Here is a 14870-nt window from a genome sequence, read left to right as displayed (position 1 = left end):
AGTGGTGGGTGATACTGGATTTAACCAGTTATCTTCGCCTTTCGTTATGAAGGGCGGCGATGCTCTCCCAAATTGTCCACTTAAGAAAGTGGTGGGTGATACTGGATTTAACCAGTTATCTTCGCCTTTCGTTATGAAGGGCGGCGATGCTCTCCCAAATTGTCCACTTAAGAAAGTGGTGGGTGATACTGGACTTGAACCAGTGACCCTCGCCTTGTAAGGGCGATGCTCTCCCAACTGAGCTAATCACCCTAAACTGTGTTCTACATGGTGGGTCGTACTGGACTTGAACCAGTGACCCTCGCCTTGTAAGGGCGATGCTCTCCCAACTGAGCTAACGACCCAATATAGAACCTTAGATAATGGTGGGTCGTACTGGACTTGAACCAGTGACCCTCGCCTTGTAAGGGCGATGCTCTCCCAACTGAGCTAACGACCCATATCTAAGTTACATACGACAATTGCTGCGTCGTTGTGGGGCGCTATTATAGGGAGACTTGAAATAGTGTCAATACTTGAAGTTACAAATTTAGTTTAGGTGCGGGTTTTATCGCCAAATAGAAATAACCCTTCCTTATATACCAGAATCAATATTTAAAGGGCGAGTAATGTATTTTTGCGCTTTTATTCGATGTTTGCATCAAAGCTCTATCGAATATGCAGCATATTTTTGTAGAACGTAGGGAAGGAGAGAGTGCTTTGTTTACGATAACACTTGCCGTTGCTATGTTAGTGAGGCCTTCATTACTATTCGTAAAAAATAAGCCGAAAACTAGATAAACACAACCGTGCGATATTTACATTGAATAGTAAGGTTGTGCTTGGAGAAAAAGAAAAGAAGTAACAACGCACAAGAGATGTTTTTTTGAGCAAAAACAAAGGTTTTTATTGTTACAGGGGATTTTTTGATTATATTGTCGCCTAATTGACGTTTTTTAAAACGCCTAGCAAAAAGTTCAAGAAAAATTGTTGACTTTGTTTGTGTGCCTGCATAGAATGCGCCCCGCACTCAGCGATACGGTTAAACAGTTTTGTTTGCTAAGTTCGTTAAGGAATGGGGCTATAGCTCAGCTGGGAGAGCGCTTCGCTGGCAGCGAAGAGGTCTGCGGTTCGATCCCGCATAGCTCCACCATTTCTTCCAAGTGCATTGTCCTAGAACACATTTTAGTGTCCCCTTCGTCTAGAGGCCTAGGACACCGCCCTTTCACGGCGGTAACAGGGGTTCGAATCCCCTAGGGGACGCCACTTATCTTTTAAGTGATGTTTTTGCAAGTTCTCGAGTAGCTTGTAGAATTAAATCTCATATGGTGCGAGTTAAAACAGCCAGTCCTAGAGACACATTCTGTGTCCCCTTCGTCTAGAGGCCTAGGACACCGCCCTTTCACGGCGGTAACAGGGGTTCGAATCCCCTAGGGGACGCCACTTCACCTTAGGTGAAGTATAAAAAACTCATATGGTGCGAGTTAAAACAGCCAGTCCTAGTGACACAGAAATGAGCACCTAGATACTCACTAAGAGCACCTGGATACTCAAACCAATTTCTGCAAAAGATAATAAGGCCATTCGCCTCGCAGGCTCGGTCTCATCTAACGCAGAAATAGCAAATCAGTGATTTGCAAACCAATTTCTGCGTCCCCTTCGTCTAGAGGCCTAGGACACCGCCCTTTCACGGCGGTAACAGGGGTTCGAATCCCCTAGGGGACGCCACTTTACTTAAGTTAGAGTAAAAAAGCTCATATGGTGCGAGTTAAAATAGCCAGTCCTAGTGACACAGAAACAAGTTTCTGTTTTAAATAAGGCCATTCGCCTCGCAGGCTCGGTCTCATCTAACGCAGAAATAGCAAATCAGTGATTTGCAAAACAATTTCTGCGTCCCCTTCGTCTAGAGGCCTAGGACACCGCCCTTTCACGGCGGTAACAGGGGTTCGAATCCCCTAGGGGACGCCACTTCACCTAAGGTGAAGTATAAAAAACTCATATGGTGCGAGTTAAAACAGCCAGTCCTAGTGACACAGAAATGAGCATCTAAATACTCACTAAAAGTATCTTCGATACTCAAAACAATTTCTGCAAAAGATAATAAGGTCATTCGCCTCGCAGGCTCGGTCTCATCTAACGCAGAAATAGCAAATCAGTGATTTGCGAAACAATTTCTGCGTCCCCTTCGTCTAGAGGCCTAGGACACCGCCCTTTCACGGCGGTAACAGGGGTTCGAATCCCCTAGGGGACGCCACTTCTTATGCACGTTTTACCATTCAATCGTACCGCCTTAATAAAACTCAATTTTATCATTTATACCTTACTCAACTTTCTGTTTGTTTTTTATACAAATCATTTATTGCGTTGATCGCAAACAAATTTTGGGAAGTTATTCTTAAATTTTTACAAAACTAATAATTTATCATTGCATTTTTATCTTTAAGAGAAAGAATAATGCGCAATGATCAGCAGGATTGTACGAATAAAGAAAACGATTACCCATCGCACTTTAATCTGTTGTCTACCACAGATCCTAAAGGGAAGATCACTTATGCAAATCATCATTTTTGTGAAGTGGCTGGATATAAACTAAATGAGTTAGTTGGCCAGCCACACAATGTAGTGCGTCATCCAAGCATGCCCAAAACGGCATTTAAAAATTTATGGAGTTATATTGGTTCAGGCAGATCATGGATGGGTATGGTTAAAAACCGCTGCAAAAATGGTGATTATTATTGGGTCAATGCTTATGTTACGCCGATCACTGATAGTTCCGGAAAAATAATAGAGTATCAATCAGTTAGAACTAAACCAAATAGAGATGTTGTCGCTCGAACTGAAAAAGTTTACCAGCAACTTAATCAAGGCGTACCAACTGAAAAAATCGCGCGATATTCATGGTCATTATCTGCTCAGATGATAGCAATTATCAGCATTTTTTACTTTCTTACGTTACTTATCATGTATTTACCAATACCTTGGCGATACATTTTAGAAACTATATTGCTCATTGCTACTTTAGCGATAACACATTGGCGTTTAAAACCGGTTCGCCAATTAAGTGAAAAGGCCAAGCAGGTATACAGCAATCCGTTAATGCAAAAAATTTATCTAAATAAGGTGAATGATATTAGTGCCATAGAACTTGCCTTATTAGCGAGAGAAGGGGAACTAAGAGCTGTTCTTGGGCGAGTAAAAGATGCATGTGACACGGTTAAAAATGATGCTAAGCAAATGGCTACAGAATGCGAATGTAGCTCTGAGTTATTAAACTCTCAACAAACACAAACCGGTTCATTGGCGACGGCGCTCAATCAGATGACACAAAGTATCGCTGAAGTTGCAGAAAATACCTCGGGGGCAGCAGAACAAACCGAAAAAGCACTCACTTCTGTGGCTGAAGGTAATCGGGCCGTTGAAGAGAATATTGCCAATAATGACCATCTTTGTGATGAGCTGCTAAAAACTCAGCGTGATATTGAGGAATTGGCCGCTCAAACAGTCAATATAGGCAGTGTTGTTGATGTGATCCGCTCTATTTCAGAGCAAACTAATTTGCTTGCTTTAAACGCAGCAATTGAAGCTGCAAGAGCGGGAGAGCAAGGCAGAGGCTTTGCTGTGGTAGCCGATGAAGTAAGAGCCCTTGCACAGCGTACGCAAGAGTCAACAAAAGAAATAGACCAGATAGTGGCAGATCTAAAACAACGTACAGAATATGCAGTAACCGCGATTAAAAATGGCGTAGAAAAGTCTGCAAGCTGCGTTGAAAAGGCCCAAGGTACTAAGGCTAGTTTGAACTCAATTACTGATATTGTGAACGATATTTCTAGTCTCAGTTATCAGATAGCGACGTCTGCAGACGAAATGTCAGACGTTTCAAACGAGCTTAATCAAAATGCTGTGAGTATTTCGCAATTAGCTGATGACTCATTACAAAGTGCGGCACGTAGCTTAAACACGGTCGCAGCCACACAAAGCTCGCTGCTGGACCAAGAAAGTTTGGTCAACCAATTTATTGCCAAGTTTCATTGTAAAAACTAAAGCAACGCATTCATAACCTAAAAAGCAGCAAAGTCGAACGCTGGTTGTTAAATAGGGTGTGGTAAGACTCGTAACGTGGCCTTTAAAAATGGAGCCCATAAAAATAATTGGGCTCATAGCATTATTACTCAAACATGCCTTTTACTAGAGGAGTGCTTTGTTCGACCATTAAAATGCCGTTGCTCCATACATAGGAGGGAATCAAGGTCTTTTTATCTAATAGTACTAAATCGGCATCGCAATTTGTTGCGATATAGCCCTTGTCTATACCAAGTATTTTTGCAGGGTTATTCGTTATCGCCATTAGCGCGTGTTCGATTGACACACTAAATTGTTGTACAGCTTGAACAAATGCATGGTGCAAGGAGTCTTCTTTGCCGATCTCTAGGCCTACTAGGTTTAGCTGTTGGTCAAAAATAGGTAAACTTGCATGACCATCAGAGCTGATAGTAAGTTGTGTTGGGCTAACTCCTTGATTGATGCAATAGGCCAGTGCTTGAGCGGCAGAATATTCGCCATGCTCAAGGTCATATTGGGTCGTACTCGCTGTAAAATCGATAGTGCCACCGGCATTGCAAAATTTAACACCTGCATCCAAAAGCGCCTTATTGCGATTCATGTGAGTGGGGTAAAACGCACAGAGCTTTATATCGGTGTTACTTGCCACCTCATGCAATAAGGTTAAGTGGCTTTTTTGTGGCCCGACATGCACGCTGACGATACCGCTTTTTCCACTTAACATACCTGCTACTTTGGCTTCAGCAGCAAGCTGTGCCAACTGTTGTACGGTGGGCTGACTACTACGGTGATCTGATATGGCCACTTCACCAACCCCAACAAATTCTTCTACATACATTAAGTCGTCAGTAATGCTGCCCGTTAAGGTTTTGGCAGGTAAGTGATAAGACCCAGTATGACAAAATACGTTTAGACCTTGTTCTTTTAGCCCTTTGGCTTTGGCTATCAGATTGCTAAGAGTGCGGCTACTTGAGTCTGTGCCCAATGCGCCAATTACTGTTGTAATGCCAGACAAAGTGGCATCGGTTAAATTCATTTCTGGTGTACGGCTTGCAAAACCTGCTTCACCACCGCCACCAGTAATATGTACCAAAGAATCAACAAACCCAGGTGCAAGGATATACTCGCGGGCGTTAATTTTTTTAACCGAAGTACTCGTTTCTAGCTCAATATTCGACTGAATATCAATCACTTTTGAACCTGCCAGTAACACATCCTTGGTGCCCTGATAAGTTGGAGTGTATAAACTTGCTCCTTGAATAAGCGTTAACATATAAAGCTCTTTTTATTGGTAATTAATGAAATATGCGATAAAAATAAAAGCACTGGCAAGTGCAAACAACGCCAGTGTAAATCGCCAGATAAACGCAGCCCACTCACCCCAATCTAATTTTACGATGCCAAGGCAGCCAATCAGGCTTGCTGATGTAGGAATAAAAATGTTGGTTAAACCATCGCCCAGTTGAAAAGCCAGTACCACAATTTGTCTTGATATATTAAGCAAATCACCCAATGGTGCCATAAGCGGCATTGTGATGGCGGCCTGACCAGAACCAGATGAAACAAAGAAGTTGAATAAGCTTTGAAAAAGTAACATTCCCCAAGCAGCAATAAAATCGGGTACGGAGGCAATGCTACTTGCACTGTGATATAAAAGCGTATTTAAAATGGATGGAGAATTAAGATCACTTCCCCCCAGTAGCAATACCACCCCTTTCGCCAGTGCTACCAGCATAGCAGCAGGAAGCAAGTCTTGCGCACCTTGTTTAAAAGCCTCTGCACAGTCGTTGGCGCTCAGTTTGTTAAAGACAATAGCAATCATGGCGCTTGCTAAACCAAGACAGAAAAACTGTGCTGCGAGTTCAGGAATATAAAACTGCTTCGCCATCACCCCCCAAACAACCCAGCCGATACCTAACACAAAGGTGAGTAGGATAGCTTTATCAGCGGTATCAAGGGCGGTAGGTAAGGTATTTTGTTGTTGAGTATTTGATGAGGTTTGCTTAACTGAGCTGGCGTAACGCACGGTAAAAATCAAACCAAAAAGAGTAAATACCAGCCAAGCACACATTCTGAAGTTTGCGCCCGAGAATACCGGGATTTCTGCTATAGATTGCGCGATGGCGATACTAAAGGGGTTCATCCAAGATGTTGCAAAGCCAATTTGCGTCGCCACATAAGTGGTTAGTACCGTCACTTTGGCATCATAACCAAGCTGTTTCATGATGGGGAGCAATACAATACAAAACGCAATGGCTTCTTCGCCCATACCAAATACGGCACCACCAAGTGAGAAGAGGCAAAATAGTAAGGGAATAAACAACCACTCAATACGTTGCGTTTTATTGATAAGCGCCATAATGCCATTGTTAATGGCACCTGTTTTCATGATGATGCCAAACGCTCCACCAGTTATGAGAATAAACGCCATTACGCCAATAGTGGCGCCGTATTTATCACCAGCAACTAAGCCCTCGAACAATACATTGGCAAGTCCTATCTCACCGTTTTGAGCAAACAAAGGTAAAGGCGAGACATCCTCTACTGTTTGAAACTCAGATAGTGCAACTGCATGGCTTTGCTTTGGTGCGTCAAGTTTACCAGGTGTTATCAACAAAGAGGCGACATAGGCAAGTAATGCTACGGCCAGCAAAATGATACTGGCATCGGGCATGGTACAGTTTTTATTTTTCATATTATCACTTCATGTGCGAGTTATTGGATAGCAAAATTGACTATCCAATCAATATAGATAGCGTAGTGGCTTAAACTCTTATGAGCAAAGCCACTACGAACTTGGTTAGGTCGCAAACTGATTTATGGCACAAACCAGTTAGAAACGATAAGTTGCACTGAGTGTAATGCGCTGCCCGAATGCGTTGTGATTGATAGAGTCAAAGCCACGGCGTGAGCCAAATACTTGTGGTGGCTCTTTATCAAACACATTATCAATGCGCGCTCTGAGGGTGAAATTATCGTTAAGGTCTATGCCTGCTGATAAATCCCAAACCAACCAACTATCGACGTTACGCTTGCCCTCGCTATTGAGCATGTTTAAGTCTTCCAGCTCATCTATTTCACGACCTCGTAAGCCTTCGATATCATCTTCGTAGCTACTGGTGTAATTGGCGCCCAGTGTGATGTAATAATTATCCATGCTCCAATCTAATGAAGTGCGAACAATGTTTCTTGGGTATTGATAGCTACCAACGAGTTTTTCCAGAGCATCCGAGCCTGGCTTATTACGTTCAAACTTTAAGTAGTGAGTGCCGTTAAACGCCACGGTGAGGTGTCCGGCGGCTAAGTTAAAGCGCTGGTCGAATTTGAAATCAATGCCTGAAAGCGTTTGCGTTCCTGTATTTTCTAAAGGAATAACGTGGTCGCGATATAGTGGCAAGTAATACTCATCTTCTCTTGGCTCAAAGACCGTAATATAGGCATCGAGAATTTGCGGTAAATCTGCACCTTGTTGCTCTATCGTCAGGCCGCTGCTGTCTGTCACTTCACATAATTGAGCTTCGTAGGAGATCCCTTGCTGTCCATCAGGTACTAATCCACAGTGACGTAAGCTAGCATCCGTCATTGCTCTATCTAGTACAGCAGTCATGTTGGTATCAATCACTTGCTCGTGATCAAAGTGCCAGTAATCAATGGTTAAGTTGGTATCTATACTGGGGCTCCAAGCAAGACCAATACTAAGCGCTTCGGACTCTTCAGCGTTTAAGTTGGGATTGCCGAGCTCAAGAGAGTTAACACTCACTTTTGTTCCATCACCCACGCAATATAGATCTGCAACGGCTTGGTTGGTGCCACAATCAAATGAAGATTGAGTGGTTCTCAGTTTTACGCCTGCTTGCGTGAGAGAGGGCGCTCTGAACGAAGTGGACCAAGACCCCCTTAAAATGAGTGAGTCAGACGGGCGGTAACTCACACCAATTTTAGGGTTGAAGGTGCTGCCAAAATCATCGTAATGATCGTAGCGACCAGCCAGTTGCAGTTCAATTTGCTCGGTGACTGAGACATTGAGCTCGGCAAATGCGGCATATTGAGTGCGTTTAGCGCCTGATAGACTAGAACCAAAGCCAAACACATCAACTAAGTAATCATTATCTGCTCTTGCTTGTGAGTTAGCAGAAGGAATATCCGTGAGTTCTTCTTTACGGGCTTCAATGCCAAATGACGTATAAGCAGGTAGGTCATTAAAAGTGAACAATTCGCCACTGATATTGGCATCCCAGCCATACACCGTGCTTTTGCCATCGCGCGTTGGGCGCGCTTGTGTAGTGGCAAGTACTGCATCGTTATTGGCATCACCTTGTACAAAAGGGTTATAAAATGGCAGGAGCTGCCCTGTTTGGCAGTTTAATGCGCTACCATCGAAGCTCGCGAGAGTACCATCTGAGCAAAGCTCCCCGGTAATAGCGGCATGAAACTGATAGCGATTATACACCCCAGCAATAGCCTCTTGCTCTGAGCGTGAACGAGATAAGGTAACACCCGACTCCCAGCTCCAGTCGTTTAATTCGCCCTCAAGCGTACTGACCAAACGAAAGTTTTTAGTATCAACTTCAACTGTTCTAGAGTCGTTAAAACGTGCGTCAAAGGCAAAACCATATACTTCTCGGCCACTTTGAGTGGTAAATGGATCAATATATAACTTATCTAACAAGGGGTTACTACCATCAGCTTGGTCATAAATAAACAAGGCGTCTTCAAGGATGTAGGGGCCATCGCTATCATTGAGCTGATTGATTGGCGCAGGGGAGGAGTAGGCTTGAGACTTCGTTTGGCTGTAAAAGAAGTCTGTGTGCCAGTCAAGGCCAGCCAAGGTACTGTTAAACATAAACCCTGTAGAGATACTTTCAAAAGGTGTCTCTAAATAGTCATGTTGATTGCCGTAATAGGCGCAGATTTGCTCACCATATTCGGTGCTAACGAGCGCACTTTGACAATTAGGCGCTGGCAGTTCATTGCCATCACGACTGCTGTAATAATAAATATTGGGTGAGTTTTCGAGCGTCGGCAGGTACGAATAGGCACTGCTTAAGTTTGGTGAAGCGCTAAAGTCTCGATCTGCGGCCTTAAATGCGTTTCTATCGTAGAGATCCGCAAACACACTTAGGTGGCTATCTCCAATTTGCGTGCCAAATAATAAGTTAATTTGTTTCTTACTCTCATCATGGCTAGCTGTGCTATCTGAAAACGAAGCGTTAAGTTCAGCGCCGTTGTAATCATCTTTGAGAATATAATTTATCACCCCAGCCACGGCATCAGCTCCGTATACGGCGGATGCACCGGTTGCCAAAATTTCAATCCGCTCAATGGCTGCAAGAGGGATAGCGTTGATATCAACAAAGTTCTCGGTACCTGCTGCAAACGAGCTTGGTGCAACGCGGCGTGAGTTAATCAAAGTAAGTGTTGATGATGGGCCCATACCACGAAGGCTGGCCGCTGATTGTCCTGCGGGTGTTGATGTCGATGTGCCGCCACTTTCAGACGTTGAGAAGGTGCCCGTGCCGCCTTTTAAGACAGAGAGGTCTTTGAGCAACTCATAAATGGTATTGGCACCAGATTGTTTGATGCTTTGTTGATCTAAAATGGTCAGGGGAACACTGCCTTCTAGATCAACGCCTTTGATACGTGAGCCCGTAATTTCTACTCTTTCAATGTTTTCTAATTCGTTATTTTGCTGCGCATACGCGCTTGCAACCGGGCAAAGTAAAGCACTTACTGCCGTTGCAATAGTTAATCGACGAAACATGACGGATTACCTTTATGTCTTTAACGAGCAGGCGCAAGTGTGCCAAACGCTCGATTATTATGATTATTCAGACAGGGCAGTGATAGATGAACACAAACAGCCCCTCACAAAACAATGGGTTGTGAGGTGTGGGCTACTCGTCAAACCACTCCGAAAGGTAGTGAGGAGAGTAGAAATATGTACAAAGCAATGGTGCTTTTTTAAACATAATTCCAATCCAAATAGGTTTTTGACAAAGCTAACAGGTCAGTGCTAGCTTACTCGCGTTTTAAAGTTCCTTTTTTTTATAGCAAGGCATAATTGTGTCTGCAAGTACTTTTTTTAACCCCAACATGAGTGAGAACGTGATGTCTAGTATTCACAAGGTTATATTTGGTAACTTTAAAGCAAGGTTTTTATGGTTATTTTTAATGATTTTGTCTGCTTTTTCACTGAAGATAGTGGCAAATGAGCAATCGCAAACATTAGTGTTAATTGGTGGTGCACTGACGACTTGCTCCAGTTTAAATCCTGAAAATTGCAACAATAAAACGGCGCCGAACGGCAAAACTGCAAATCAATTTACGGTAGATGCTAAAACCATAGCGCGTGTTCATGCTCAGTGGCCAAGCGCAAATTTACAACATAAAAATAAAGTGAATGCAGTACTTAAAAAAATAGCTAAGCAGCATTCAGGTGTGATGAACAAAAAGTCGTTGCTTTGGCAGTGGCGTGATACGGATAACGCGCTGTTAAGTCAATTGACTGATCTTGAATATTATTTTGTTCTGGATATGCTCGAAAAACCAATCTTGAATAAGCAGGGACGACGTATCAAAGAACAAGTGAACATTCAAAACAATCGTGAAGGTGCCAGTAACGATATTGTCAATTTCATAAAGGCCTCCGCTGAGGTAGCACAGCACAGCCCTAGTTTACTTGCTGTTACCGCATCAAGTCGAGACCCGTATGAATCTGCTGATTTTTATGAAGGGTTACTTAGTCAAACGGTAGAGCAAGCTCAGTGGTTAGCGCTGACACCTGCACTTGCAAAAGCCATCACCACAGGCCAGTGCAATAAGCTAGATGAAATACGCCAACAAACTATGCAGCTATTCAACCGTGAAAATATCTATGGTGACCGAATTGCTGCCGAGCAAGAGTTATGCGAAAAAGGGTTGGCGCACCTTGTGAAAATGATAGAGCAAAGCACAGGGGTTATGTTCAACGGGGGAGATCAGAGCCTAACAAGACAAGTAATGTTCGATGATAAGGGGCAAGCGTATCCTTGGACTCAAGCGATACTAAACCGGCCTATATTAATTGGCACAAGTGCTGGCACCGCGGTACAAAGTGGTGGCAAGAATCAGTTTGGCCAAGTGGCGATGATAAGTAATGGCAGCAGTGAGTTGGCGTTAAAAGACGGGGCATTTGCCCAAGCTGCACCCAGTGCTAGATGCGTTGAAGATTGCCAGCAGGGGCTATCGGTAGATGCCCTTACATATCAAAGTGCAGGAGGGCTTGGCTCCTTTAGCTTGGGTATTTTAGACACCCACTTTAGCGAACGAAACCGTACCCTACGTTTAGCTGTGCTGCAGAGTGAGACAAATCAGCCATATGGTTTTGGTGTAGATGAAACAACGGCACTTGCGGTTATTAGATCTTTATCAGGGCAGGTTATGACAGTGGTGGGCAAACATGGTGTGGTGCATATAAAGCCACTTTCAAAGCAACAATTTAGCTACTCTTACTGGCCAAGGGGTGCGTTAATTGAACAACAGCAGCAAGGTTTTGTACTGAGTGAGCGCACTGTGCAAAACGCTTTACCAGATATCAAAGTACCCGCGTTGCCTAAGCAGCGATTTGCTAATATTTTAGATGACGCGAAGTTACGCTCGTTGACCCAAGCTATGTGTTTGGCCAAGCAACAGCAAGCCCAAGCTCAGCACGGCGAGTTTTATTTTACTTTTCAAGCGGATGAGCATACACGTTTTATGCGGGTGAACAAAAGCCAGTTTGGCTGCGGGATAGAAAACTTAAAAATAAGCTTTTCAAACAATACTTAACAGTAATGAGGCGGGCCTTAAAGGCCCGCCAGTTAGATGGTGTGATTGAGCGACTCAAGATAGGTTACGCCTTACCTAGCATTCTTCTTAGGGTTTCGTCTTTATCAATAGCATGGTGTTTAATGGCGGCGCCAATATGTGCAACGATAAGGGCACTTAGTGCGTAGCCAATCAAACTGTGTGCATTTTTGGCGATGACAAATATGAGTTCATTAATCGCGACTACTTCATCGTTGACGATGTTTTCATGAACTAAAATCAAACCAAATATATCAATACCATAGCCACCAAACCCAGAGTAAAGCATGCCGCTAATTGGCATCAAAAGAGTGCCAAGTAACAGTAGCCAATGCGCACCATGCGAGAGCTTTTGCATGGTTACCGACATCTCGGCAACAGGCTTGGGAAGCCCTCGTTTAACTCGATAAATAGCTCTGGGTAAAATGAGCAATAAAGCCAATACACCAAGGGCTTTGTGAATAGGGTAAAGCGCCCATGCTTCAAGGTTTACCATATAAAAACCGACCATGATTAGGCTTAACATAGTCAGTCCAACTAACCAATGTAGTAGACGGGTTGTGGTGCTTAGTGTGTGCTGATTCATACTTACTTGCTCCTTAACTTGCTTAGCTCATAAATTAAAGAGCGGGTGGTTGTGAGCCAATAGTTAAGTGATGAAATGCCTCATTTTGGGATAACCTGTTTAACATCCGCCATTCGTCCCAAGCGCTTGTGAGTATTGACCTAACATAGCATGTGCTTTTTGGCGTTTACTTTTACTAACAGGAACATGCTGCTGAGTTTTTAATACGATTATTCCGTGGCCGGAGCGCTCGTTAATCACTTTTTGCGCGTAAGAAATATTAACAAAGTACGAGCGATGGCTGCGGAAAAACTGGTCACTGGGCAGTAGCTCGTTAAGCTCTTTCATCGTGGCCCGCAGCAAGTGAGTTTTAGTCTTACAGGTTACTTCAATGTAATTGCCTGCGGCTTTGATATGTCGTTAAGTTTAATCTGAGTATTATCCAGTTCTAAATATATTGATTGAGCTTGGTCTTCGCTTATTTTCTGTGAGAGAGTTGACCCATCTATAGATGGTACAGTAGGTTGCAAATTGCATTGTTCAGGAACAAATTTGGGCTGGCATGATGTACTAGCCTCAATTGTCGCAAGCGAGACGTCGCCATTAAATAAGCGATGCTTTAGATGCCATACAAATACAATTGTGATGTAAGCGATAATATGGTGATGCCACTGATAAAATAAACTCTCTTGCCAAGATATCTGGTCTAAGGTGATATCTAGCGCTGTATTTACTGCAAGCGCAAAGCTCACTGCATAGGCACCAACCAAAGCATAATGTGCTGTTATTGAAGCGTGATGGCGATTAGTTAGTGCATTGCACAATGCTGGTGTCATGATAAGCCACACACCAAACTTTTGCAGCGACCACACGATAGAAGAGGCAATATCAACCCGCTCTTTAGCAATCAATAAACTGTGTACCGTACAGTTTAAGCAAACAACTGTGAGGATCAGCGCCCAGCCAATCAACATAAGTTGATAATCTTTTAATCGATAAAAATGTTGTTTAAGTAATGTGTCCACTATCCAATACCTAACTATGCGTGTTGTGAGCAATATTTCAATGCGCAAAATAACATAAATAGACCCGAATTAGGGGATAAAAGTTCGCGTTAAGGCACAGCTGGAAAAGGAGAATAGCTAAATAGTACTGAACTTCTGTTAATATTAATTTAATAGATGGAGTAAGCGCATAACCATCATGTTGCCAAATTAAATACACTACTTTACTATCTTTGTCTAAAATTAACTCCCGCTATCATCGGGTGCTTGGGTAACAAATAAATGGAATTAAATGAGGTCCTATACCGCCTTGGATGGATAGTAAAAACTTTTAACATAATGATTGTTATATGGTTTTTTCTTACCCAATTTTCTACCTACAAGTGGTCGTTATTCTACGGACAGCGTAATACACTAACCTCTCTACAGCACCACGAAATGCAATCATGCTTTATTACAGTCTGTTGCGTAGTGCTTACCCATTTGTATGGCTCAGCAGTGGAGCAGTATCTCTTGTCGTTAGACTTCGATCGGTCAAATAAACTGAGAGTATTCTACATAGGGGTGATGGGGGTTCATTTTTCAGAGATCCTAGTTATTTTTATATGGCACCGACTTCGCGGTTGTTTGTTTTCACAAACCACCAGAATCTGTATTTATACTAGAATCATATCCATGCTGTTGAGTTTTATGGAGCTGATCGCTAGAGGTTATTTTGATTATCATGAATTATTTCCCGTTTATGTGGCCGGTGGCTGGGCTTGCAGTATCATTGTAGTCTGTGCCATGTCAGTCTACCCAATAAGACAAAGCGTGGCTTACTTTAAGCAGCGAAGAGAGGCTGTTGCTCATGAATGAGTTTTTGTACCAATTGGGATGGTTAATAAAGGGCCATGAGTTGCTGATTTTGCTTTGGTTTTTACTAACGCAATTGCCAAAACATGGCTTGCAATTATTTTACGCGCGAGGAAAATCATTTAAGTCCTTAAAGCATCACGAAATGCATTCTTGCTTTATGACCATTCTTTGCATGTTCATTTTCCATGTGTTTGCTTCTGAAATTGAGCAATTTTTTGTAAGTCCATTAATCGCAGAGTTAAATAATAAAATTAAAGTGTTTTACATATCAGGTATGATCATTCAGTTCATCTTTTTGATAGTGATTTTTAGTTATCATAGAGCTCGTCAATGCTTGTTTTCTAAAACGGCCAGAGTGTGTATATATACAACAGTTGTATTTATGGCATTGCAAATAAATTAAATCAGACATCCATAATTAAATTATCAAGAAAACGAACGTGCAAAGCCAGTTTCTTTGTGATTTTTGCGTCAAAAGCACCTTTCATTGCTATTTTTTAAAATTAACTCAGGAATTAGGCGGTATTTGCAAAACGTCAGGCGAGGTTTTACCTACTTTTCAGCATGATGATTGTGGTTTT

The 14870-nt window shown here is 42.8% G+C and carries 8 protein-coding genes and 9 tRNA genes; 8 read left to right on the top strand and 9 right to left on the bottom strand.

The features are described 5' to 3' along the window. Positions 1-176: 176 nt before the first annotated feature. The 3 genes from HC733_RS20565 to HC733_RS20555 form a co-directional block, all read right to left on the bottom strand. A tRNA-Val gene (locus HC733_RS20565) sits at positions 177-252 on the bottom strand. A 16-nt stretch (positions 253-268) separates the two neighbouring features. Then, positions 269-344: transfer RNA gene (locus HC733_RS20560), tRNA-Val, on the bottom strand. Positions 345-363: 19 nt separating this feature from the next. Beyond that, positions 364-439 (bottom strand) — tRNA-Val (locus HC733_RS20555). Between the two features lie 617 nt (positions 440-1056). On the opposite strand from HC733_RS20555, the gene HC733_RS20550 reads away from it, so the two are divergent. From HC733_RS20550 to HC733_RS20520, 7 genes are all read left to right on the top strand, one after another. Beyond that, positions 1057-1132: transfer RNA gene (locus tag HC733_RS20550), tRNA-Ala, on the top strand. A gap of 37 nt (positions 1133-1169) precedes the next feature. After that, positions 1170-1245, top strand: a tRNA-Glu gene (locus tag HC733_RS20545). A gap of 101 nt (positions 1246-1346) precedes the next feature. Beyond that, positions 1347-1422 (top strand) — tRNA-Glu (locus HC733_RS20540). 209 nt (positions 1423-1631) lie between these two features. Then, a tRNA-Glu gene (locus HC733_RS20535) sits at positions 1632-1707 on the top strand. 164 nt (positions 1708-1871) lie between these two features. Beyond that, positions 1872-1947, top strand: a tRNA-Glu gene (locus tag HC733_RS20530). A gap of 210 nt (positions 1948-2157) precedes the next feature. After that, a tRNA-Glu gene (locus HC733_RS20525) sits at positions 2158-2233 on the top strand. Positions 2234-2433: 200 nt separating this feature from the next. Then, complete coding sequence (locus HC733_RS20520; RefSeq protein WP_190366852.1) at positions 2434-4020, top strand: methyl-accepting chemotaxis protein; 1587 nt, start codon at positions 2434-2436, stop codon at positions 4018-4020. 124 nt (positions 4021-4144) lie between these two features. Here the strand turns inward: HC733_RS20520 and iadA are convergent, their stop codons facing one another. The 3 genes from iadA to HC733_RS20505 all read right to left on the bottom strand — a co-directional run bounded on the left by iadA (position 4145) and on the right by HC733_RS20505 (position 9799). Further along, positions 4145-5311: a beta-aspartyl-peptidase gene (gene iadA, locus HC733_RS20515; protein WP_190366851.1), complete on the bottom strand. Its 1167-nt coding sequence runs from the start codon at positions 5309-5311 to the stop codon at positions 4145-4147. 12 nt (positions 5312-5323) lie between these two features. Then, on the bottom strand, positions 5324-6733 hold the full coding sequence (gene yfcC, locus HC733_RS20510) for a putative basic amino acid antiporter YfcC (protein ID WP_190366850.1): 1410 nt from the start codon (positions 6731-6733) through the stop codon (positions 5324-5326). Positions 6734-6871: 138 nt separating this feature from the next. Beyond that, positions 6872-9799 carry a TonB-dependent receptor domain-containing protein gene (locus HC733_RS20505; RefSeq protein WP_190366849.1) on the bottom strand — a complete coding sequence of 976 codons (2928 nt, stop codon included), beginning with the start codon at positions 9797-9799 and terminating at the stop codon, positions 6872-6874. 302 nt (positions 9800-10101) lie between these two features. Between HC733_RS20505 and HC733_RS20500 the strand changes: the two genes are divergently transcribed. After that, complete coding sequence (locus tag HC733_RS20500; protein WP_342366044.1) at positions 10102-11844, top strand: cyanophycinase; 1743 nt, start codon at positions 10102-10104, stop codon at positions 11842-11844. A gap of 64 nt (positions 11845-11908) precedes the next feature. Here the strand turns inward: HC733_RS20500 and HC733_RS20495 are convergent, their stop codons facing one another. The 3 genes from HC733_RS20495 to HC733_RS20485 all read right to left on the bottom strand — a co-directional run bounded on the left by HC733_RS20495 (position 11909) and on the right by HC733_RS20485 (position 13452). Then, positions 11909-12448: a cytochrome b gene (locus HC733_RS20495; protein WP_190366848.1), complete on the bottom strand. Its 540-nt coding sequence runs from the start codon at positions 12446-12448 to the stop codon at positions 11909-11911. A gap of 99 nt (positions 12449-12547) precedes the next feature. After that, positions 12548-12790: a LytR/AlgR family response regulator transcription factor gene (locus HC733_RS20490; RefSeq protein ID WP_238937641.1), complete on the bottom strand. Its 243-nt coding sequence runs from the start codon at positions 12788-12790 to the stop codon at positions 12548-12550. A 20-nt stretch (positions 12791-12810) separates the two neighbouring features. Beyond that, positions 12811-13452 (bottom strand): hypothetical protein, encoded by a 642-nt coding sequence (locus tag HC733_RS20485; RefSeq protein ID WP_190366847.1) that lies wholly within the window; start codon positions 13450-13452, stop codon positions 12811-12813. Positions 13453-14870: the final 1418 nt, after the last annotated feature.

This window comes from Pseudoalteromonas sp. S16_S37 (assembly GCF_014694405.1).
In the GTDB taxonomy this organism is placed as follows: Bacteria; Pseudomonadota; Gammaproteobacteria; order Enterobacterales; family Alteromonadaceae; genus Pseudoalteromonas.
This window is presented reverse-complemented; position numbering and strand designations above follow the sequence as displayed.

Coding starts and splice junctions, on each gene's coding strand:
- HC733_RS20520 (WP_190366852.1), top strand. CDS start 2,434: ATGCGCAATGATCAGCAGGATTGTACGAATAAAGAAAACGATTACCCA.
- iadA (WP_190366851.1), bottom strand. CDS start 5,311: ATGTTAACGCTTATTCAAGGAGCAAGTTTATACACTCCAACTTATCAG.
- yfcC (WP_190366850.1), bottom strand. CDS start 6,733: ATGAAAAATAAAAACTGTACCATGCCCGATGCCAGTATCATTTTGCTG.
- HC733_RS20505 (WP_190366849.1), bottom strand. CDS start 9,799: ATGTTTCGTCGATTAACTATTGCAACGGCAGTAAGTGCTTTACTTTGC.
- HC733_RS20495 (WP_190366848.1), bottom strand. CDS start 12,448: ATGAATCAGCACACACTAAGCACCACAACCCGTCTACTACATTGGTTA.